The organism is Streptomyces sp. NPDC005863, from assembly GCF_042871345.1.
GTDB lineage: Bacteria > Actinomycetota > Actinomycetes > Streptomycetales > Streptomycetaceae > Streptomyces.
In genome coordinates, this window is sequence record NZ_JBIAII010000016.1 from 39,429 (window position 1) to 60,291 (window position 20,863).

Sequence of the window (20,863 nt, forward strand, 5' to 3'; positions counted from 1 at the left end):
CCTTTCCACCACCCTTTCACTAATTGAGTAGTGAAAGGGTGGTGGAAGGGTGGGGCTGAGTCAAGAGGGCGGTGCGAAATGGGGCGTGGGGGAGGGGGAAGGGAGGAGGGGGAGCGGTACGAGGCAGGAACGACCGAAGGGCGCGGGGTTCCATTCCTGGAACGCCGCGCCCTTCGGTCGTGCGTCGCCGGGCTCAGGACTCGGTGCGGTACATCAGGTCCGTCTCGTGGGTGACGAAGCCGAGGCGCTCGTAGACGCTGACGGCCGCCTTGTTGTCCGCGTCCACGTACAGCATCGCGGTGGGCAGGCCGGCCTGCGCGAGGTGGCGCAGGCCGGTGGTGGTCAGGGCCTTGCCGAGGCCGCCGCCCTGCGCGCCGGGCCGCACGCCGACCACGTACACCTCGCCGAGACCTTCCTCCTCGTGCACCTTCGTCCAGTGGAAGCCGACCAGTTCGCCGCCCTTCTCCGCGAGGAAGAAGCCCGCCGGGTCGAACCACGCCTCCGCCTTGCGGTCGTCCAGGTCGCGCTGGGTGAGGGCGCCCTGCTCGGGGTGGTGGGCGAAGGCCTCGGCGTTCACCGCGAGCCACGCCGCGTCGTCCTGGCCGGGCACGAAGGTACGGAGGGTGACGCCCGCGGGCAGGACCGGGTCGGGCAGGTCCAGATCGGCCAACGAGCGCCGCATCTGGCGCAGTTCGCGGAAGAGGGCGAGGCCGAGGACCTGGGCGAGGTGCCGGGCGGCGGAGTGTCCGCCGTGCGCCCAGATGCGCAGGCGGCGGCCGGACTCGGCGAGCAGGGCCGCGCCGAGCGCCCGGCCGTGCCCGTGGCCGCGGCGGGCGGGGTGCACGACGAGTTCGGCGGCGGGCGCCTCCACGGGGTCGGTGTCCTCCAGCTGCGCGTAGCCGACGAGCTCGTCGCCGACGTCGAGCAGCAGATGCCGGACGCCTTCGCGGGCGCCGCCGCGCAGTTGCAGCCGCCCCTGCTCGGACACCGCCTGCTGCCCGTCCGTACGGGCGGCCTCGGCGAGCAGCGCGAGGACGGCGTCGGCCTGGGCGGGGGAGAGGGCGGCGAGGGTGTCGATCTTCCGGAGGGGGGCGGGGGCGGGGGCGGCGGGCTCGGCGGGGTGGTGGTCAGTCATAATCCCGAGCGTATTCGGGCGGGGGCGCCTTTGGGGGTGGGGGCATCGCGCTGCGCGCTCGCGTCCTCAAACGCCGGACGGGCTTGCGACCCATCGCGCTGCGCGCTCGTCCTCAATCGCCGGACGGGCTAGAGGATCTCCGGCGGCGCTCTCGTCTGCCGGCCGGTGGGTGGGGGCATCGCGCTGCGCGCTCGCGTCCTCAAACGCCGGACGGGCTGGATCTTGTACGTCGGACGGGCTGGAAGATCGGGCGGGTGGGTGGGGAAAAGCCCGCGTAGCGGGCACGCGGGGGGTGTGCGTGCCGGGGGAGGTGGGTCGGGCGGGTGGGTGGGGAAGACCCCGCGGAGCGGGGACGCGGCACCCGGGACGTGCCGGTTCAGGAGGCCCCCGTCACCCCCCCCCCACGCAGGGCCCCGGACGGAAACCAGGATGTGACCCGCAACCCCCTGTCGACCTACGCGCGTTGACCCTAGGCTTCCCGACGGTCCCACTTCACGCCCACGACCCCCGGGGGAACTCGTGTCCGGCAGCACAGCAAAGCACCGAAGGCCCAGGCGCCGAGCCACCCGCGTCCTCGCCGTGGCGGCAGGCCTCGCCACCGTCGGTGCGATGGCCGCCGCGCTGCCCGCCGGCGCGGGGCAGGACCACAAGACGCAGGACCACCGGACGCAGGCCCACCCCCGCCACGGCCAAAGCGCCGCCGCAACACACCGTACGGTCGACGTCCAGCTGCTCTCCTTCAACGACTTCCACGGCAACCTCCAGCCCCCCGCCGGCTCCTCCGGCCAGGTCACGGAGAAGCAGCCCGACGGCACCGAGAAGAAGATCGACGCCGGCGGCGTCGAGTACCTCGCCACGTCGCTGCGCACCGCCCGCAAGAACCACCCCTACACCGTCACCGCCGCCGCCGGCGACCTCATCGGCGCCAGCCCGCTGCTCTCCGGCCTCTTCCACGACGAGCCCACCGTCGAGGCCATGAACAAGCTCGACCTGGACGTCACCAGCGTCGGCAACCACGAGTTCGACGAGGGCGCCAAGGAGCTGTCCCGTATCCAGAACGGCGGCTGTCACCCCAAGGACGGCTGTTTCGAGAGGGACGGGCACGGCAAGGGCAAGAAGTTCAAGGGCGCCGACTACCCGTACCTCACCGCCAACGTCACCGACGAGAAGACCGGCAAGCCCCTCCTCAAGCCCTACTGGGTCTGGAAGCACAAGGGCGTGAAGATCGGCTTCATCGGGGTCACCCTGGAGGGCACCCCGGACATCGTCTCCGCCGACGGCGTCAAGGGGCTGAAGTTCCACGACGAGATCGAGACCGTCAACAAGTACGCGAAGGTCCTCGACAAGCAGGGCGTGAAGTCCATCGTCACCCTGATCCACGAGGGCGGCGTCCCGGCGAGCCAGGCGTACAACTACGACTGCGACTCCCCGGCCGCGGGCGGCGGCATATCCGGCCCGATCACCGACATCGCCAAGGGCATCACGCCCAAGGTCGACGCCCTCGTCACCGGGCACACGCACAACGCGTACGTCTGTACGATCCCCGACCCGGCCGGCAAGCCCCGCATGGTGACCTCGGCGTCCTCGTTCGGGAAGCTCTACACGGACACCACCCTCACGTACGACCGCAGGACCAGGGACATCGTGCGGACCGGCGTGAAGTCCGCGAACCACGTGGTCAGCCGCGAGCAGGCCAAGGCCCCGGACATGACCTCGCTCATCGCCCGCTGGGACAAGCTCGCCGCGCCGGTCGCCGACAAGCCCGTCGGCTACATCTCGGCGGACATCCCCGGCCGCGGCGCCACCTCCCCCGAGTCCCCGCTCGGCGACCTCATCGCCGACGCGCAGCTCGCGCACGCCAAGTCCCTCGACCCGGAAGCCGATCTCGCCCTGATGAACCCGGGCGGCATCCGCTCCGACATCGTCTACAAGGCGAGCGGCAAGGAGGGTGACGGCGTCGTCACCTACGGCGAGGCGTTCACCGTGCAGCCGTTCAGCAACACGGTCAATCTGGTCGACCTGACCGGCGCGCAGCTCATCACCGGACTGAAGCAGCAGGTCAGCGGGGCCAATCAGGCCTCGCCGAAGATCCTCCAGGTCTCGGACGGGCTGACGTACACGCTGGACATGACCAAGACCGGCGCGGACCGCGTCGTCGCCGACACCGTCGAGCTGAACGGCAAGGCCATCGACCCGGCCGCCACCTACCGCGTCGCGATGAACTCCTTCCTCGCGGGCGGCGGCGACGGCTTCGCGGAGCTCGGCAAGGGCACGAAGCCGCTGGTCGGCAGCGACGACCTGAAGGCGTTCAGCGACTACATGATCGCCAACTCCTCGGCCGACAAGCCGATCGCGCCGCCCGGCGCCGACCGGATCACGGTCGTGAAGTAGCGGACATCACTCGGGCGGAAACCGGGCGTTACCGGATGTAAGGCTTGGGGTGGGGTGTGAACGTATGGTGAGATCACTTGATGCGTTCCCCCCACCGCATAGCCCCGCGTCCTTCGAATGCCCCGCCGGCCGACCGTATCGAGAGCTCCCACGGCTCCCGCAGCACAAACAACTCCGACCGCTCGACCGACACCGCCGAGCTGCCCGCCGCCACGTACACCAACCCGTACGAAGAGCTGGCCGCGCTCGCGCCGAACCCGTTGGAGGAGTTCCTCCACGAGGAGAAGGACACGCCGGAGGCCGAGGCCCCCTGGACGCCGCCGAACCACCGCCGCGGCAGCCGTCGCAACCGGGGCCGCAGCCGCCGCCGCACCCGTTTCGCCGGGCTGCCGATCGCCGTGAAGGCCCTGGTCGCCGTCCTGGTGGCCACCGCGTTCCTCACCCTCGGCGACCGCTGGGCGCTGCTCTACGCCGAGCACAAGGCCGCGGAGAAGCTCAAGGACCAGATGCACCTGAGCGCGGCGCCCGAGGTCGACATCGAGGGCTTCCCCTTCCTCACCCAGGTCTTCGACAAGCGCGTCGACAGGGTGAAGGTGACCGTCCCGGACGTCGCCGCCGACCGGGTCTCGCTGGCCAAGGTCTCCGCGACCGGCACGGACGTCACGATCGACGGTGACGGGCCCACCTCGATCACCGGCGCGCACATCGGCCGCATGCAGGGCGAGGTGCTGCTCTCCTTCGACGACCTCAACCGTGAACTGGGCGCCTCCCAGGTCACGTTCACCGGCCGGGGCCACGACCAGGTGCTCGCCCGCGGCACGCTGCCCGTCGCCGGCCACGACCTGAAGGTCCGCGCGGACGCCCGTATCCAGCGCAACGGCGACCGCGGCGTCTCCACCGACATCGGCGGCATGCGCCTGCAACTCGGCGACCTCGCCACCTACCGTCCCGGTACGCGCGAGAAGGAGGGCCTGCACCTGTCGCAGAAGTCCGCCGACCGCGTGGCGAAGGAGACGGCCAAGGCGAAGGCGCTGCTCTCCGTGCCGTCCATCGTCCAGCGGCTCGGGGTGCCGCAGAAGGTGGTCCGCAGCGCCCTGAAGAGCGACACGAAACTCAACGAGCTGACCGGTTCGGCGAAGTTCGTGAACGACGTGATGGGCCTGAACCTCATCGACGTCGCGATGGGCCACCCCGAACTCCTCAAGAAGCTCGGCCTCGACCCCGCCCTCCTCGATGGCCTCTCCCAACTCACCCGCCCCGTCCTGGCCGACCGCCTGACCCTCGCCTTCCAACTGCCGAAGCTGCCCGGGGACGGGACGATGGCGCTGCAGGACGTGAAGGTCGAGAAGGAGGGCATCCGGGTCCGCATCGAGGGCTCGGGAATCGGCCTCGGCCACTGAGCGGACGCGCCGCACCGGTGGCGCCGGGCGGTCTCCGCTGGCGCTAGGCGGTCTCCGAGCGGAAGCCGGGGGCCAGCTCCTGCCCGGCCAGGCCGTAGTAGTGCCGGAAGTTGTAGATCAGCGGGCGCCAGGCGGCGGGGTCGACGTACTGCGTGCCGGGGACCATGACGGCCGCGGCGGCGTGGACGTGGACGACGGCGCACTCCACGGCACGGAACTCGCCCCGGGGCCCGACCGGCGTGACGCTCCGCACGGTGGCCTCCAGCTGCAGCGGGCACTCGGCGACCCGCGGCGGCCCGACCACCACGGAATCCTCGGGGTGCAGACCGGCGGCGGCGAACTTGTCCGGCTCGTGGCGGAACACCCCGTGCTTGGCCTCCGGCACCGGGAACGCGCCGGTGAGCGGGGCGAGCCGTTCCACCGCGGGCCACAGGTCGGGCGAGGGCAGATTGATGACCAGCTCCGGCCGGTCCACGAGATTGTCGCCGGTGCGGCCCCCGCAGCCGAGCCCGAGCACGATGGTGTGCCCTAGCGCCCAGAGCGACGAGATCGGCGCGAGATTCGCCGTGCCGTCGGGGTTCGTGGTGGTCAGCAGGGCGACGGGGGTGCCGAAGTAGAGGATCTTGGGGGCTACGGAGAGGTGGCCCCTGGATACGGAGAGGTGGCCCGTGGCGGTGCCGGCCGCCGCCGGGATCGTGGCGTTGTCCATGTCCGGAACGCTAGGGTCCCGACGCTTCGGCGCCCGCCGAAGTGTCGGGTGCGGTGAGTGCGTCGGGCGCTACGGATGCGTCGGGCGCCCGGCAGGATGCCGGGCCCGCCGCTCACGGAGCCGACGGCGCCTCGGGCGGAGGCGTGGGCGCCCCCGGCAGCCGTACCGACGCCTCCGTGCCGCCGCCCTCCGCCGACCGCAGGGCCACCTCTCCGCCGCACTGGTGGACCGTGCGCGCCACGATCGACAGGCCGAGACCCGAGCCCGGCAGGGAGCGGGCGGACGGGGAGCGCCAGAAGCGGTCGAAGACGTGCGGGAGTTCGTCGGCGGGGATGCCCGGGCCGTGGTCCCGCACCGTGAGGTGGCCGCGGTCGAGGGCGACCTCCACCGTGCCGTGCGGCGGGCTGAACTTCACCGCGTTGTCCAGGATGTTGACGATCGCCCGCTCCATCGCGGGCGGCTCCGCGCGCACGTACCAGGGCGCCAGCTCCGCGGTGATCGTCAGCTCGGGGCCGCGCAGCCGCGCCCGTTCGATGGCGGTCCTGGTGAGCTCGTGCAGGGCGATCACCTGGATCTTGCCGCTGCCGTCCTCCGCGTCGGGGCGGGACAGCTCCTGCAAGTCGCCGATGAGCGCGGCCAGTTCGGTCATCTGCGCGGTGACGGAGGCGAGCAGCGCCTTGCGGTCCTCGGGCGGGATGGCCCGCCCCGTCTCCTCGCTGCGGGCGAGCAGCTCGATGTTGGTGCGCAGCGAGGTGAGCGGCGTCCGCAGCTCGTGGCCCGCGTCGGCGATCAGCTGCTGCTGGAGGTCGCGGGAGGACGCCAGCGAGGCGGTCATCGAGTTGAAGGACTCCGACAGGCGGGCGATCTCGTCGTCGCCCTCCACGGGGATGCGGAGGTCGAGGTCCTCCGTGCGGGCCACGTGTTCCACGGCGGCGGTCAGCCGGTCGACCGGGCGCAGCCCGGTGCGGGCCACCCAGAGGCCGGCGGCACCGGCGCCGAGGACGCCGATGCCGGCGACGAAGACGAGGATCAGGGTGAGGTTGTTCAGTGTGTCCTCGACCTCGCTGAGAGGTCGTGCCGCGGAGACCGCGTACGGCGTGCCATCCAGCGGGTACGTGAACACGCGGTACTTGGTGCCGTTGGACGCGGTGGCGTCGTGGAACGCGTTCTGGGCATCCCGTCGGGCCACCCCGGTGTCCTGCTGGTCGAGCTCGACGGGTTGCGTGCCCAGAACGACGCAGCTGCCGCCGGTCTGGTCCACGACCTGCACGGTCTGCTTGAAGAGGTTCGGCGCCTCGTTCTGTCCGACGATCGTGCGACGGCACTGGCCGTTGTCGTCGATCATTCCGCGTACCCAGCTGTCCTGCACGCGGTTCTCACTCAGTGCGTCGTCCAGTGAGTCCACCAGAGCGTTGCGTACGACGAACCAGCACACTGCCGCCGCCGCCGCCACCGCCACCGCCACCGCCGTCGCCACAAGGAGCGCCAGCCGCGAGCGCAACGGCAACCCACGGAACCGCCGTACGACCCCGCTCACTCGCCGCCCCGCATCACGTACCCCACGCCCCGCACCGTGTGCACCAGACGCGGTTCGCCGCCCGCCTCCGTCTTGCGGCGCAGATACATCACGTACACGTCCAGGGAGTTGGACGACGGCTCGAAGTCGAAGCCCCACACCGCCTTGAGGATCTGCTCGCGGGTGAGGACCTGGCGCGGATGGGCGAGGAACATCTCCAGGAGCGTGAACTCCGTACGGGTCAGCTCCACCGTCCGCGGCCCCCGCGTCACCTCGCGCGTGGCCAGGTCCATCCGCAGATCGGCGAAGGCGAGGACGTCGCCGTCGGCCGCCTGCCCGGCCGGCGCGTACGAACTGCGGCGCAGCAGCGCCCTGATGCGGGCGAACAGCTCGTCCAGCTCGAAGGGCTTGACCAGGTAGTCGTCGGCGCCCGCGTCGAGTCCGGTGACGCGGTCGCCCACGGTGTCGCGCGCGGTCAGCATCAGGATGGGCGTGGTCGAACCGGTGGCCCGGAGCCTGCGCGCGGCGGTGAGGCCGTCCATGCGGGGCATCTGGATGTCGAGCACGACGAGGTCGGGACGGTACGCCGCGAACTTGTCGAGCGCGTCGGCGCCGTCGACGGCGACCTCCGTGCCGTACCCCTCGAAGGCGAGGCTGCGGCGCAGCGCCTCGCGCACGGCGGGTTCGTCGTCCACGATCAGGATGCGCAGCTGCTCGCGGTCACCGGTGCGGTCGCCTTCGGCGGGGCTCATGGGCTTCGGACTTCCTCGGGTACGGGTACGGGGTGGACGGGGCCGGTATCAGCCTCGCACGCGGGCGCGGGACGCGCGGCGCGCGGCCGGGCGGGTTCCGCCTGCGCCCGTCGCCACCTCGGGCGCGCGGACCGCCCGCGCGCCGTGCAGCTCCCGTGCGACGGTCAGCGGGAGGCCGAGCCCGGCCGGATCGGTGTCGGGCCTGCCCCAGCCGATGGTGACGGCCAAGGCGTGCCGGACGCGGCTGACGGTGTGGGTCGTGGCGGACATGCACGCCTCCTGGGATCAGGATCAGGATCAGGAATGAGGGTCGGAGTCAGGGTCAGGGGCAGGGGCAGGATCAGGTCTGCGAGCCGGACCGGAGCTTGCCCAGGTCGGCCTTGACCGTGTCGATGGGGATGGCGAAGCCGAGGCCCACGCTGCCGGACGCGGAATCGCCGGTGCCCTGGCTCCCCGACGTACTGGGCGAGTACATCGCCGAGTTGATGCCGATGATGTTGCCGTTCATGTCGATCAGCGCACCGCCGGAGTTGCCGGGGTTGAGCGACGCGTCGGTCTGCAGCGCCTTGTACGTGGTCTTCGACGAGCCGGTGTCGCCGTTGAACTCCTGGCCGCCGAACTCGAACGGCCACTCGCCGCGCGGGTTCTGCTGCTGCTCCTGGCCGTCCCCCGTGGACACCGTGACGTCCCGTTCGAGCGCGGAGACGATGCCGCTGGTGACCGTGCCGGTCAGGCCCTCGGGGGAGCCGATGGCGACGACCTCGTCGCCGACCTTCACATTGCCGGAGTTGCCGAAGGTCGCGGGCTTCAGGCCGGACGCGTCCTTCAGCTGGATGAGCGCCAGGTCCTTCTTGCTGTCGGTGCCGACGACCTCGGCCTCGTACGTCTTGCCGTCGTTCGTCCGCACCTTGATCGAGGTGGCGCCGGCGACGACGTGGTTGTTGGTGACGATCTCGCCGTCGCTCTTGGTGATCACACCGGAGCCGGTCGACTTGCCCTGCCCGGTCGACGCGCTGATCTCGACGATGCTGGGGCTGACCGCCTCGGCGACCCCGGAGACGGTGCCCCTCTTGCTCGTCGGCACGACGTCCGTGCTGGTCGCGGAGGAGCCGCCGTCCCGGTCCGTGAGCGTCTGCACGGCGTAGGCGGTGCCGCCACCGACCGCGGCCGCCGCGATGGCGACGGCGGCGAGCAGGGCCATCGGCCCCTTCGCACGGCGCCGGCGCGGGGGCGCCTGCCGGGCTTCCGGCGCATGAGCGGGCGGGGGCGGGTACGTGCCGTGCGCGTACGCACCGTGCGCGAACGCGCCCTCCGTACCGCCGTGGTGCACAGGCGCTGACGACTGCTGCTGGGGGTACTCGCCGCTGTGGCGGAAGCTCTCGGTCATGAACATGAGCTTGTCCGGCGTACATGAGAGCTGTCTGAGTACGTCCTGAGAAGCCCGGCAGAAGTGCGTATGCCCGATATAAAGCCGGCCCTTTGAGCCCGGAACCTTACGCGTGACGCGGTTACGCGCACCCGCAGGACTGCCGCACGACGAGCCGGGACGGGAACAGCTTCAGCCGCTCCCGGCGCGACCCCGCGACCCGCAGTCCGTCGTCCAGGACCAGGTCGACCGCAGCGCGGGCCATCGCGGGCCGGTCCGACGCCACGGTCGTCAGCGGCGGATCCGTGAGGCCCGCCTCCTTGACGTCGTCGAAGCCGGCGACGGCGAGCCCGCCCGGCACGTCGATGCGCAGCTCGCGCGCCGCCCGCAGGATGCCGATGGCCTGGTCGTCCGTCGAGCAGAAGATCGCGGTGGGCCGGTCGGGCCCGGCGAGCAGCTCAAGGCCCACCTTGTACGCGTCGTAACGGTTGTACGGCGCCTCGAAGAGGCGGCCCTCGACCGACAGTCCGGCCTCCCCCATCGCGCGCCGCCAGCCCTCGACGTGGTCGGAGACGGGGTCGCCGACGGTCGGGGTCTCGGCGGTGCCGCCGAGGCACGCCACGTACGCGTGGCCGTGCTCCAGGAGGTGTCGGGTGGCGAGCTGCGCGCCGCCGAGGTCGTCCGTGACGACGGCGACGTCGTCGATGGCCTCGGGCCGCTCGTGCAGCAGCACCACGCGCGCGTCCCACGCGTCGATCTCCGCGGCGGCCTGGTCGGTCAGGCCGTGGCTGACGAGGATGAGGCCGGAGACCCGCATGCCGAGGAAGGCGCGCAGATAGTGCGTCTCGCGCTCTTCCACGTAGTCGGTGTTGCCGACGAGGACCATCTTTCCGCGCTCGGACGCCGCCTGTTCGACGGCGTGCGTCATCTCCGCGAAGAACGGCTGACGCGCGTCCGGCACGATCATGCCTATGAGGTCCGTGCGCCGGGACGCCATGGCCTGGGCGACCCGGTCGGGCCGGTAGCCCAGCTCCTTGATCGCTGCGAGTACCCGCTCGCGCGTGGCCGGGGCGACCGGCCTGGGTCCGTTGTTGATGACGTAACTGACGACCGCGGTCGAAGTACCCGCAAGTCGTGCCACGTCATCCCGAGTCACCTTGGCCACGCGCGGAGTCTACGCGGATGGAACTACCGCTGGGCAGGGCGTACGGCACCTTCCTTCGCGGCGGTCTCCGCACCGCGCGAGACGCCCGTCGTGCCCCTGCCGCCGTTTCCCGCGGCCCGGGACGCCGCCGCCTTCGCCTTCTCCTCCTCGGCCGCGCGTTCGACCTTCTCCGGCACGACGAACCGGTATCCGACATTGCGGACAGTGCCGATCAGCGACTCGTGCTCGACGCCGAGCTTCGCCCGGAGCCGCCGCACGTGCACGTCGACCGTGCGCGTACCGCCGAAGTAGTCGTAGCCCCACACCTCCTGGAGCAGCTGGGCGCGGGTGAAGACCCGGCCGGGGTGCTGCGCCAGGTACTTGAGCAGCTCGAACTCCTTGAAGGTGAGGTCGAGGACCCGGCCCTTCAGCTTCGCGCTGTACGTCGCCTCGTCCACGGAGAGATCGCCGTTGCGGATCTCCATCGGGGAGTCGTCGGAGGTGATCTGCTGGCGGCCCATCGCGAGCCGCAGCCGCGCCTCGACCTCGGCGGGCCCCGCCGTGTCGAGGAGCACGTCGTCGATGCCCCAGTCCGCGGTGACGGCCGCGAGGCCGCCCTCCGTGACGACCAGGACCAGCGGACAGCCGGGCCCGGTGGAGCGCAGCAGCTGGCAGAGGCTGCGCACCTGCGGCAGGTCGCGGCGGCCGTCGACGAGGATGACGTCCGCTCCGGGGGTGTCGACGAGAGCGGGCCCCTCCGCGGGGGCGACGCGCACGTGGTGAAGGAGCAGGCCGAGAGCGGGGAGCACCTCCGTCGACGGCTGGAGGGCATTGGTCAGGAGCAGCAGCGAACTCACCGCCGACCACCTGCCCGGGTCGTCCGACTGTCGTGCACGTTTCGCTCGCCCATAACGTCTGGTTCCTCCTCGGTCCCTGCGAGGACGTATGCGGCACTGCTTCGTACTCAAGCTTCGTACTTCTGGCCCGCCCGCGCCCGGGGGCCCGGGAAAGCACGAAAGGACCCGGGGGCTGCGCTGCCCGGATCCTCTGGCAAGGAGAATAGCCCACATGAGTTCCGGTCCGGCAGGTCAATCGGCGCGATCTTCTGTGCCTCCGGTCACGCACGGTCAACGTGGCGTGCGACGGCAGGCCACCCTCCGTACACAGGACGGAGTGGCGATCGAGGCCGCCCTCGACCCGGGGCCCGACCCCGCGGGCGAGGTCGCGATCGTCGTCGCGCACGGCTTCACGGGCGACCTGTCCCGGCCCCACGTGCGCCGCATCGCGGGCGTCCTTTCCCAGCGTGCGGCCGTGATCACCTTCTCGTTCCGGGGGCACGGGCGCTCCGGCGGGCACTCCACGGTCGGCGACCGCGAGGTGCTCGACCTGGCGGCGGCGGTCGCCTGGGCGCGCTCGCTCGGGTACGCGCGGGTGGTGACCGTGGGTTTCTCCATGGGCGGTTCGGTGGTGCTGCGGCACGCCGCGTTGCACAGGGGGCGCACGGAGGCGCGGACCGACGCGGTGGTCGCGGTGAGTGCCCCCGCGCGGTGGTACTACCGGGGAACGGCGCCGATGCGGCGGCTGCACTGGGTGGTGACGCGTCCCGCGGGCCGCGCGGTCGGCCGGTTCGGACTCAGGACCAGAATCCACCCGCACGAGTGGGACCCCGTGCCCCTTTCGCCCGTCGAGTCCGTTCCGCTCATCGCCCCGACCCCGCTGCTCGTCGTGCACGGCGACCGGGACCCGTACTTCCCGGTCGACCACCCGCGGATGCTGGCCGCGGCCGCCGAGGGCGGGGCCGAGCTCTGGCTGGAGGAGGGCATGGGGCACGCCGAGCACGCCGCCACCGACGAGCTCGTCGGACGGATCGCCGCGTGGGCCACGGCATCATGGACGTCGGCAACCGCCGACTGAAAGGGGAGTCGCATGGTGAACGGCACCATTCGTTACTGGGCCGCTGCCAAGGCGGCCGCGGGCGTCGCCGAGGAGCCGTACGCGGCACAGACGCTGGCCGACGCGCTGGACGCCGCCCGTGAGCGGCACCCCGGCGAACTCGTCCGGGTCCTGCAGCGCTGCTCTTTCCTGGTCGACGGCGACCCCGTCGGGACCCGCGGGCATGAGACCGTACGGCTGGCCGAGGGCGGCACGGTCGAGGTGCTCCCGCCGTTCGCAGGAGGATGAGCACCATGTCCAATCAGCCCTACGAGGGGTACGAGGGGTACGACCCGTACGACCCGTACGCGCAGCAGCGGTACGACGAGCAGCGGCGGTACGACGAGCAGCAGCACCAGCACCAGCACCAGCAGCAGCACCAGCAGCCGTACCCGGAGTATCAGCAGGACCAGCAGTACCCGGACCAGCCGTACCCGGATCAGCAGGGGTACTACGCCCAGCAGCAGCCCTACCCCCAGCAGCCGTACTACGCCGAGCCGCAGCAGTACGCCCCCCAGGAGCAGTACACCCAGCAGTGGCAGGGGCAGACCTGGGAGACGCAGGTGCAGCCGCCCGTCGCCGCCGTGGACGTGACGGAGACGGCGTACCTGCCCGCGCAGGGCGCGAACGAGCACCAGCAGCCGGCACCCGCCGCCGAGCCGTCCGCCGCCGCGCCGCCCGCCTCCGAGCCGACCGCCACCGGCGACGGCCCCACCTACGGGCCCGCCACCACCACCGGCAACACCCGCGTCACCGACGCCCAGCGGGCCCGCGCCGAAGGGCGGTCGCCGGTCATAGAGCCCGGCATGCAGCCCGCCGCGCTGACCGCGCTGCTCGGACTGCTCCTCGCCGCGGGCGCGGCCGTCGGTTCGTACGCGCTGCTCGTCCCGCTGGTGCTCCTGCAGGCCGTGACCGCCGCCGGCTGGTTCCGGCTCAACGGGATGTGGCCGGCCCGCCAGGGCATCGCGCTCGCCTTCCTCGGCGGCGCCGTCGCCGACGGCGCGCTGCTGGCCGCCGGCAAGGAGAACGCGCCCGCCGCCATCCTCGGCACCCTCGGCGTGTGGGTGCTGTTCGTGCTGGTGCTGCAGTTGCGCAGCCGCGCGGGCGCGGACGAGCGGATGTACGGGCTGATGGCCACCGTCACCTCCTCCGCGCTCGCGATCGTCGCCGCCGGGCACCTCGCGGCAGCCGGTGACGCGGTCACCGTGGGCGGCATCGCGGTCGCCGTCGCGGTCCTCGCCCGCGCGCTGCCGCTGCCCACGCCCGCCTCCGTCGTCGTGGCGCTCCTCGCCGCGGCCGGTGCGGGGGTCGCCGTCGGCGGCATGACGGACTACGGCAGCAAGGGCGCGCTGCTCGGTCTCGGCGCCGGGGTGTGCGCGCTGATCGGGCACCGCGTCGCCAGTTACGACTACCCGTCCCGCTTCGTGCACATGACGGCGGGCGTCGCGCTGCCGCTCGCGGCCGCCGCCCCGGCCGTCTACGTCCTGGGCCGCGTCGTCGGCTGAACCGATCGTCACAGCTGATCGACAGGTCCCCGGCCGAACTCTCCGGCCGGGGATCCGTCCTTTAGGCTCGCCGGAACGACAGTCGACGCGGGGGACAAGGTGGGGGAACGCCGGACATGAGCAAGCGCGCCGTACGAATACTTCTGATCGTCGTGGTCGTCCTCGGAGGGCTCTTCGTGGCGGCCGACCGGCTCGCCGTGAACTTCGCCGAGGACGAGGCGGCGGACAAGATGCGGACCAGCGAGGGGCTGAGCGAGACGCCCGACGTCTCCATCAAGGGCTTCCCCTTCCTCACCCAGGTCGCGGGCGGTGAGCTCGACGACGTGGAGGTCGGCATCAAGAATTACGACGCGAAGTCCGGGTCCGACTCCATCCGCATCGCCGACCTCACGGCCCACATGAAGGGCGTGAAGTTCTCCGGCGACTACAGCTCGGCGACGGCGGCGACCGCCACCGGCACCGCCCGCGTCTCCTACGACGAGCTCCTGAAGGCCAGCAAGTCCGAGCCGGTCGACCTGCCGCTCGGCGCCACCGGCAAGGTCGTCGGGCTCTCCGACGGCGGCAACGGCAAGATCAAGGTCGAGGTCGAGGTCAGCAAGGGCGGCGCGAAGCTCCCCAAGCCCGTCGACGTGCTCAGCTCGGTGCGGGTCGAGGGCGACGACATCCGGGTGCACGCCGACCGGATCCCGAAGACCCTCGACGTCCTCGGTGTCTCCATCCCGCTGCCCGAGGGCATGGTCCGCAATGTCACCGACTTCAACCAGAAGATCGACGACCTGCCGGCCGGCATCAAGCTGGAGAAGGTCGAGGCGGGCCCGGACGGCGTGGACATGTCCGTGACCGGCACCGACGTGCGGCTGGCCGGCTGACGCCTGCGCACCCCCTCGTCCCGCAGTACGAGACGGGCCCGTCCGGCGGGCGGATGTGACGCGGGACGCACCGGGCCCGGGGCCCCGCCGGGGCGGCTCCGGAGTTCAACGAATCCCGCATCGTGGACGATCCCGTCTCACCATGCGGAGCACCGGTGACACGGCCGCCCCTCCGTCCCTACGATCGGACGCATGCAACGACAGGCGGACCTCACGAAGCGGCGGGCAGTCGACCTGTGCCGCGTCGCCGCCATGCTCTGTCGCACCTTCTGAGCGAGGGCCTCACCCCCTCGTTTCCCCGGGCCTGTCCGACGCCCATCCGGCAGGCCGCCCCCGCGCCGCCGTACGTACGCCACCCGTGCCTCCCCGCACCACCGGCCCGTACCGGGCGCCCCCTCGTGCACCGCAGCACGCCCGCACCGCACCGCCGTAACTGCCCCGGAGGAGAAGAACATGAGCCGCAGCGACGTCCTGGTAGACGCCGACTGGGTCGAGGCCCACATCGAGGACCCCAAGGTCGTCATCGTCGAGGTCGACGAGGACACCTCCGCGTACGACAAGAACCACATCAAGAACGCGATCCGGATCGACTGGACCAAGGACCTCCAGGACCCGGTCCGCCGTGACTTCGTCGACCAGGAGGGCTTCGAGAAGCTCCTCTCCGGCAAGGGCATCGCGAACGACTCCACCGTCGTCCTCTACGGCGGCAACAACAACTGGTTCGCCTCGTACGCCTTCTGGTACTTCAAGCTCTACGGCCACCAGGACGTGAAGCTCCTCGACGGCGGCCGCAAGAAGTGGGAGCTCGACTCCCGCGACCTGGTCGACGGCGCCGAGGTCCCGAGCCGCCCGGCCACCCAGTACAAGGCCAAGGCCCAGGACACCTCGATCCGCGCCTTCCGCGACGACGTCGTGGCGGCCATCGGCGCGAAGAACCTGGTCGACGTGCGCTCGCCCGACGAGTTCTCCGGCAAGCTGCTCGCCCCGGCCCACCTCCCGCAGGAGCAGTCGCAGCGCCCCGGCCACGTGCCGAGCGCCCGCAACATCCCGTGGTCGAAGAACGCCAACGACGACGGCACCTTCAAGTCCGACGACGAGCTCAAGGCCCTCTACGAGGACGAGCAGGTCGACCTGGCCAAGGACACGATCGCCTACTGCCGCATCGGTGAGCGTTCGGCCCTGACCTGGTTCGTCCTGCACGAGCTGCTCGGCCAGACCAACGTCAAGAACTACGACGGCTCCTGGACCGAGTACGGCTCGCTCGTCGGCGTGCCGATCGAGCTCGGCGCCAACAAGTAGAACCGCCCGACCTTCCCTCTTCCCATCCCCTCAGGAGTACCCATGTGTGGAGCAAAGGCCGGCGGCCCCGACGCTTCGACGATCAAGCCCGGTGAGACCACGATCCAGGGCCAGGTGACCCGCGACGGCGAGCCCGTCACCGGTTACGTGCGCCTGCTCGACTCGACCGGCGAGTTCACCGCCGAGGTCCCCACCTCGGCCACCGGACAGTTCCGCTTCTACGCCGCCGAGGGCACGTGGACCCTCCGGGCGCTGATCCCCGGCGGCACGGCCGACCGTACGGTCGTCGCCCGGACGGGCGGTCTCGCGGAGGTCGCGATCGCGGTCTGATCACGCAGCGCGGTCCGCACACCGCGCCGAGAACGGCTGAAGGGCCGCACCCCAGGGGGTTGGACGCCACTGGAACGGGGTGCGGTCCTTCGGCTTGCGGTGCGGTCCTTCGGCTTGCGCCGGTCCGCGAGGGCTCACCGCTTGCGTTTGCCGTCCAGCTCGTCCCACCACTCGTCGGACTTCTGGTCCCCGCTGGGATCGTCCCACCAGCGGTCTTCGGGTCCGCGCCGGTTCGCCGTCATCGCGGCCAGCGGCGGGATCACCATCGCCACGACGCACATCCCGACGGCGACGGGGATCGACCACAGCCGCACGACGCCCCAGGCCAGGACGAAGAGGCCGATGCAGGTCCCCATCATGGCGAAGTACACATGGCGCCTACGCGCGTACATACACCCAGCGTACGCCGCGAGGGACCTCACAGAGAGGGACGGGCGCCGCCCGACTACAGTGGGACCGGCTCTGAACACCCGCCCCACCGCTCACCGAGGAGCACCCCGTGCTTGAGGTTTTCTTCTCCACCCTGCTGGTTCTCGTCTGCCTGGGCGTCCTCGCCTTCGCCGGCCTGAGCGTGAAGAAGCTGTACCAGGGTCAGCGCTGAGCCCCGTACACCCCCTAGAGATCGCCTGAGCTTCCCATGATCGAGATTCCGTCCGACCTGAACCCCGACCTCGTCCCCCTCGCCTTCCTCCTCGGCAACTGGGCGGGCGCGGGCGTCACCGACTTCCCCGGCGCCGAGAAGGCGAATTTCGGCCAGGAGGTCTCCTTCACGCATGACGGCCGGGACTTCATCGAGTACCGCTCGTACACCTGGGTGCTCGACGCCGAGGGCAACAAGGTGAAGCCCCTGGAGTCCGAGTCCGGCTTCTGGCGGATCGACAAGGACCGCAAGGTCGAGGTCGTGATGGTCCGCGACGACGGTGTCGTCGAGGTCTGGTACGGCGAGCTGGCCGACAAGAAGCCGCAGATCGACCTGGCCACCGACGCCGTCGCCCGCACCGCCGCCTCCGGCCCCTACACCGGCGGCAAGCGCCTCTACGGCTATGTGAAGGGCGACCTGATGTGGGTCGGCGAGAAGCAGACCCCCGAGGTGCCGCTACGGCCGTACATGTCGGCCCAGCTGAAGAAGGTCGTCACCCCCGAGGAGGTCGCCGACATGGCGCGCAACCTCGGCGATCTGCCCGACGACGGCATCGCCTTCTTCAAGTAGACCCGAACACCAGGGCCTAGACTTCACGGTGTGGCGAGCACCGACTCCGACTGGAAGAGCGACCTGCGTCAGCGCGGCTACCGGCTGACGCCGCAGCGTCAGCTTGTCCTGGAGGCCGTCGACGCCCTGGAGCACGCGACCCCCGACGACATCCTCTGCCAGGTGCGGAAGACGGCGTCGGGGGTCAACATCTCCACGGTCTACCGCACCCTGGAGCTCCTGGAGGAGCTGGGCCTGGTCAGCCACGCCCACCTCGGGCACGGCGCGCCCACCTACCACCTGGCCGACCGCCACCACCACATCCACCTGGTGTGCCGGGACTGCACGGACGTCATCGAGGCGGACACCTCGATCGCCGCGGAGTTCACCGACAAGCTGCGCGAGACCTTCGGCTTCGACACCGACCTGAAGCACTTCGCGATCTTCGGGCAGTGCGAGAAGTGCCGGGGCGGCGCGGGGGACGCGGGAGGCGCGGCCCAGGAATAAGCGGGGGCGCGCGCAGGTCGTAGTCTTTGTGAACATGAAGAGCCCCCTGTTGTCCCTGCCCGGCGCCGTCCCCGCCGAGGGCGTGGACGAAGGCGTCGCCGCCCACTACGGCGAACTGTTCCGTGAGCAGCGCGCCCTCGCCGACGGCACCGGTTTCGTCGACCTCTCGCACCGCGGCGTGCTCACCGTGACCGGGTCCGACCGGCTGAGCTGGCTGCACCTGCTGATCACCCAGCACGTCAGCGAGCTGCCGACGGGACAGGCCACCGAGGCGCTGATCCTCTCCGCCAACGGCCACATCGAACACGCCCTGTACCTCGTCGACGACGGCGAGACCGTCTGGGCGCACGTGGAGCCCGGCACGCAGGACGCGCTCATGGCGTACCTGGAGAGCATGAAGTTCTTCTACCGCGTGGAAGTCGCCGACCGCACCGACGAGTTCGCCGTCGCCCACCTGCCGGCCGGTTCGATCGCCGCGGTCCCGGACGGCGTCGTCGTACGCGAGACCGCGCACGGCCGCGACCTGTTCCTGCCCCGGATGGACCTCGCCTCGTACGCCGCCGAGAACGGCCCCGCGGCCGGGCTCCTCGCCTACGAGGCGTTGCGCGTCGAGGCCCACCGGCCGCGCCTCGGCTTCGAGACCGACCACCGCACCATCCCGCACGAGCTGGGCTGGATCGGCACCGCGGTGCACCTGCAGAAGGGCTGCTACCGGGGCCAGGAGACGGTCGCCCGCGTCCACAACCTGGGGAAGCCGCCGCGCCGCCTGGTCTTCCTGCACCTGGACGGCAGCGAGGTGCACCTGCCGGCGGCCGGGACGCCGCTGCACCTGGCGAGCGAGGGCGCCGAGGGGCGCAAGCTCGGCTTCGTCACCACGGCCGTACGCCACCACGAGCTCGGGCCGATCGCGCTGGGCCTGGTCAAGCGGAACGTACCGCTGGACGCCGAGCTGATCGCCGGGGACACGGCCGCCGCGCAGGAGGTCGTGGTCGAGCCCTGACCTCGCCCGGGGCGGCGCCGGTCACCTCGCCCGGGGCCGCGCCGGTCACATCTCCAGGAGCACCGTGAACGGGCCGTCGTTCGTCAGGCCCACCCGCATCTGCGCCCCGAACCGGCCCGTCGCCACCGTCGCGCCCAGCGCGCGCAGCCGGGCCACCACCTCGTCGACGAGGGGCTCGGCCACGTCGCCGGGGGCCGCCGCGTTCCAGGTGGGGCGGCGGCCCTTGCGGGCGTCGCCGTAGAGCGTGAACTGACTGACGACCAGAAGCGGCGCGTCGATGTCGCTGCACGACCTCTCGTCGGCCAGCATGCGCAACGACCAGAGTTTGCGGGCCAATTGGGCCGCCTTCTCCTTGGTGTCGTCGTGCGTGACGCCCACCAGGACGCACAGTCCCTCACCGCTGATCTCGCCGACCGTATCGCCCGCGACCTCGACGCTCGCGCCGTCGACCCGCTGTACCACTGCTCGCATACGGCCCATCATGCCGTGACGGGTGGGGCGCCCGGGACGCGGCCCCGATCCCCCCATCTGGGGCCGATTCCGGGCACTCGCTCACATAGCGGCCGCTCGGGGTGGCACCATGCTCACACGCGACGCACACCCGCGGTGCGCCGCGTCGGCCGGTCGAGGGGACGGGTAAGGGCAGATGAGCACACCAAGTACGGGGCAGTCGCCCGGCCGTATCTCGCTGCGGCGCACACAGGTCCCGCGGCCACCGGCCCAGCGCACGGGGATCCGGCCGCTGTCCGACGCACCCGAGCACGACCTGACGGCGCTGCGCCTGCCCGAGCTCCGCGAGCTGCGCAGGGCGGCACAGCGGGACGAGGCGGACCTCAGCTATCTGCGGCGGCTGTTGCAGGGGCGGATCGACATCCTGCGCGCGGAGCTTGCGACGCGGTCGGCGGGGGCGGGTGGCTCGGGCGGCTCTGGTGGCTCTGGCGACTCCGACGGCTCTGGTGCGGCCCGTGAGTCCCGTACGGCCGGTGGTACGGGGGGTGCCGGCGCTCCCGGAGAGCCTGGCGCCACCGCCGCTTCCGACGGTTCCGCCGCTTCCGCAGGCCCCGTGGGGAAGGTCGTGAGCCGTCTCCCGGAGATCCTGACGGACGCCCCGGCACGCCACCGCTCGTCGGCCCGGCACGTCACGCTGGGCACGCCGCACGGCGAGGAGTACCGCATGCTGGCCACCGAGATGCTCGCCGAGGTGGAGCTCTCCGACCTGGCGGCGCGCACGGACGAGGAGCTGCACACGGCGATGGGCCGCCTGGTCCGCCACGAACAGCAGGTGTCGCGCCGCCGCCAGCTCCTACAGCGCACGACGGACGAGTGCAGCGCGGAGATCGCCCGTCGCTACCGGGTGGGCGAGGCCCAGGTGGACGACCTGCTGTCGTGATCACCTGACCCCGGACTCCGGGACGGGATGAGCCCCGGCCCCCCGTAGCCGGGGGCCGGGGCTCGTTGTGCGGCGGCTGACCGGACTCCCGGCTCCCCTCCGGATGGGAGCCCGGTCAACCGGGTCCGGGGGTGGGCCGGGCCCACCGTGCGGGCGGGTCAGCCCGACTGGGCGAGGAGCAGGACGAGGAGTCCGGCTCCCACGCCGCTGAGCTTCACGTTCTGCGCCTTGATGCCGACGGTCAGCAGGATGAAGGCGACGATGCCGAGCGGACCGTACTTCCACTGGACGAGCTGCTCGAAACCGATGGCGAGGGCGGCGATGGCGAGGGCGATGAGCGGCATGACGTTCCCTCCTTCGGGATCGGGGTGACGGACCCCGTTGAGTCGGTGCCAACTGCCAAAGTTGGCTACCAACTTCAACTGAGTT

General features: G+C 71.5%; 24 protein-coding genes. 13 read left to right on the forward strand and 11 right to left on the reverse strand.

Annotation, left to right across the window (positions count from 1 at the left end):
- Positions 1-193 precede the first annotated feature (193 nt).
- Entirely contained in the window at positions 194-1,135 is a 942-nt protein-coding gene (gene mshD, locus ACFYO9_RS35945; RefSeq protein ID WP_355820263.1) for a mycothiol synthase, read from the reverse strand.
- 609 nt (positions 1,136-1,744) lie between these two features.
- Between mshD and ACFYO9_RS35950 the strand changes: the two genes are divergently transcribed.
- Complete coding sequence (locus ACFYO9_RS35950) at positions 1,745-3,526, forward strand: bifunctional metallophosphatase/5'-nucleotidase (protein ID WP_358777867.1); 1,782 nt, start codon at positions 1,745-1,747, stop codon at positions 3,524-3,526.
- Positions 3,527-3,606: 80 nt separating this feature from the next.
- The gene (locus ACFYO9_RS35955) at positions 3,607-4,926 is read left to right on the forward strand and encodes a DUF2993 domain-containing protein (RefSeq protein ID WP_355819352.1); all 1,320 of its coding nucleotides are present in this window, start codon (positions 3,607-3,609) and stop codon (positions 4,924-4,926) included.
- A gap of 43 nt (positions 4,927-4,969) precedes the next feature.
- Here the strand turns inward: ACFYO9_RS35955 and ACFYO9_RS35960 are convergent, their stop codons facing one another.
- From ACFYO9_RS35960 to ACFYO9_RS35990, 7 genes are all read right to left on the reverse strand, one after another.
- Positions 4,970-5,635, reverse strand: a complete 666-nt coding sequence (locus ACFYO9_RS35960; RefSeq protein ID WP_358777841.1) for a flavin reductase family protein — start codon at positions 5,633-5,635, stop codon at positions 4,970-4,972.
- A gap of 112 nt (positions 5,636-5,747) precedes the next feature.
- Positions 5,748-7,172 carry a HAMP domain-containing sensor histidine kinase gene (locus ACFYO9_RS35965; protein ID WP_358777840.1) on the reverse strand — a complete coding sequence of 475 codons (1,425 nt, stop codon included), beginning with the start codon at positions 7,170-7,172 and terminating at the stop codon, positions 5,748-5,750.
- Positions 7,169-7,903 (reverse strand): response regulator transcription factor, encoded by a 735-nt coding sequence (locus ACFYO9_RS35970; RefSeq protein WP_358777839.1) that lies wholly within the window; start codon positions 7,901-7,903, stop codon positions 7,169-7,171. Before ACFYO9_RS35970 ends, ACFYO9_RS35965 begins: the two co-directional genes overlap by 4 nt.
- Before the next feature lie 48 nt (positions 7,904-7,951).
- Positions 7,952-8,173, reverse strand: coding sequence for a hypothetical protein (locus ACFYO9_RS35975; RefSeq protein WP_358712404.1), 222 nt, complete (start codon positions 8,171-8,173; stop codon positions 7,952-7,954).
- A 70-nt stretch (positions 8,174-8,243) separates the two neighbouring features.
- A complete protein-coding gene (locus ACFYO9_RS35980) occupies positions 8,244-9,290 on the reverse strand; it encodes a trypsin-like peptidase domain-containing protein (RefSeq protein ID WP_355819338.1) in 1,047 nt (348 codons plus the stop codon).
- Between the two features lie 121 nt (positions 9,291-9,411).
- Positions 9,412-10,434, reverse strand: coding sequence for a LacI family DNA-binding transcriptional regulator (locus tag ACFYO9_RS35985; RefSeq protein ID WP_355819335.1), 1,023 nt, complete (start codon positions 10,432-10,434; stop codon positions 9,412-9,414).
- Between the two features lie 23 nt (positions 10,435-10,457).
- Complete coding sequence (locus tag ACFYO9_RS35990; protein WP_355819332.1) at positions 10,458-11,270, reverse strand: response regulator transcription factor; 813 nt, start codon at positions 11,268-11,270, stop codon at positions 10,458-10,460.
- A gap of 211 nt (positions 11,271-11,481) precedes the next feature.
- On the opposite strand from ACFYO9_RS35990, the gene ACFYO9_RS35995 reads away from it, so the two are divergent.
- From ACFYO9_RS35995 to ACFYO9_RS36025, 7 genes are all read left to right on the forward strand, one after another.
- Complete coding sequence (locus ACFYO9_RS35995; protein WP_355819329.1) at positions 11,482-12,327, forward strand: alpha/beta fold hydrolase; 846 nt, start codon at positions 11,482-11,484, stop codon at positions 12,325-12,327.
- A 12-nt stretch (positions 12,328-12,339) separates the two neighbouring features.
- Positions 12,340-12,594 (forward strand): MoaD/ThiS family protein, encoded by a 255-nt coding sequence (locus ACFYO9_RS36000; RefSeq protein WP_355819326.1) that lies wholly within the window; start codon positions 12,340-12,342, stop codon positions 12,592-12,594.
- 5 nt (positions 12,595-12,599) lie between these two features.
- A complete protein-coding gene (locus tag ACFYO9_RS36005) occupies positions 12,600-13,850 on the forward strand; it encodes a hypothetical protein (RefSeq protein WP_358777838.1) in 1,251 nt (416 codons plus the stop codon).
- Positions 13,851-13,966: 116 nt separating this feature from the next.
- Positions 13,967-14,719, forward strand: a complete 753-nt coding sequence (locus ACFYO9_RS36010) for a DUF2993 domain-containing protein (RefSeq protein ID WP_358777837.1) — start codon at positions 13,967-13,969, stop codon at positions 14,717-14,719.
- Between the two features lie 192 nt (positions 14,720-14,911).
- On the forward strand, positions 14,912-14,992 hold the full coding sequence (locus ACFYO9_RS36015) for a putative leader peptide (protein WP_351007875.1): 81 nt from the start codon (positions 14,912-14,914) through the stop codon (positions 14,990-14,992).
- A gap of 180 nt (positions 14,993-15,172) precedes the next feature.
- Entirely contained in the window at positions 15,173-16,018 is an 846-nt protein-coding gene (locus tag ACFYO9_RS36020; protein WP_355819318.1) for a sulfurtransferase, read from the forward strand.
- Between the two features lie 42 nt (positions 16,019-16,060).
- Positions 16,061-16,348: a DUF1416 domain-containing protein gene (locus ACFYO9_RS36025; protein WP_355819315.1), complete on the forward strand. Its 288-nt coding sequence runs from the start codon at positions 16,061-16,063 to the stop codon at positions 16,346-16,348.
- Between the two features lie 134 nt (positions 16,349-16,482).
- Here the strand turns inward: ACFYO9_RS36025 and ACFYO9_RS36030 are convergent, their stop codons facing one another.
- On the reverse strand, positions 16,483-16,740 hold the full coding sequence (locus ACFYO9_RS36030; RefSeq protein WP_355819312.1) for a DUF3099 domain-containing protein: 258 nt from the start codon (positions 16,738-16,740) through the stop codon (positions 16,483-16,485).
- Between the two features lie 245 nt (positions 16,741-16,985).
- Between ACFYO9_RS36030 and ACFYO9_RS36035 the strand changes: the two genes are divergently transcribed.
- The 3 genes from ACFYO9_RS36035 to ACFYO9_RS36045 are packed head-to-tail and all read left to right on the forward strand — an operon-like array spanning position 16,986 to position 19,044.
- Positions 16,986-17,558 (forward strand): FABP family protein, encoded by a 573-nt coding sequence (locus tag ACFYO9_RS36035; protein WP_355819309.1) that lies wholly within the window; start codon positions 16,986-16,988, stop codon positions 17,556-17,558.
- Positions 17,559-17,588: 30 nt separating this feature from the next.
- Complete coding sequence (locus ACFYO9_RS36040) at positions 17,589-18,044, forward strand: transcriptional repressor (protein WP_355819306.1); 456 nt, start codon at positions 17,589-17,591, stop codon at positions 18,042-18,044.
- Between the two features lie 34 nt (positions 18,045-18,078).
- Positions 18,079-19,044, forward strand: a complete 966-nt coding sequence (locus tag ACFYO9_RS36045) for a folate-binding protein (protein ID WP_358777836.1) — start codon at positions 18,079-18,081, stop codon at positions 19,042-19,044.
- Positions 19,045-19,089: 45 nt separating this feature from the next.
- Here ACFYO9_RS36045 and dtd read toward each other — a convergent pair whose 3' ends face one another.
- Complete coding sequence (gene dtd / locus ACFYO9_RS36050) at positions 19,090-19,515, reverse strand: D-aminoacyl-tRNA deacylase (RefSeq protein WP_358777835.1); 426 nt, start codon at positions 19,513-19,515, stop codon at positions 19,090-19,092.
- Between the two features lie 175 nt (positions 19,516-19,690).
- Here dtd and ACFYO9_RS36055 point away from each other — a divergent pair, with 175 nt between their 5' ends.
- Positions 19,691-20,434, forward strand: coding sequence for an ABC transporter substrate-binding protein (locus ACFYO9_RS36055; RefSeq protein WP_358777834.1), 744 nt, complete (start codon positions 19,691-19,693; stop codon positions 20,432-20,434).
- A gap of 158 nt (positions 20,435-20,592) precedes the next feature.
- Here the strand turns inward: ACFYO9_RS36055 and ACFYO9_RS36060 are convergent, their stop codons facing one another.
- Positions 20,593-20,778 (reverse strand): hypothetical protein, encoded by a 186-nt coding sequence (locus ACFYO9_RS36060; RefSeq protein WP_358777833.1) that lies wholly within the window; start codon positions 20,776-20,778, stop codon positions 20,593-20,595.
- Positions 20,779-20,863 lie beyond the last annotated feature (85 nt).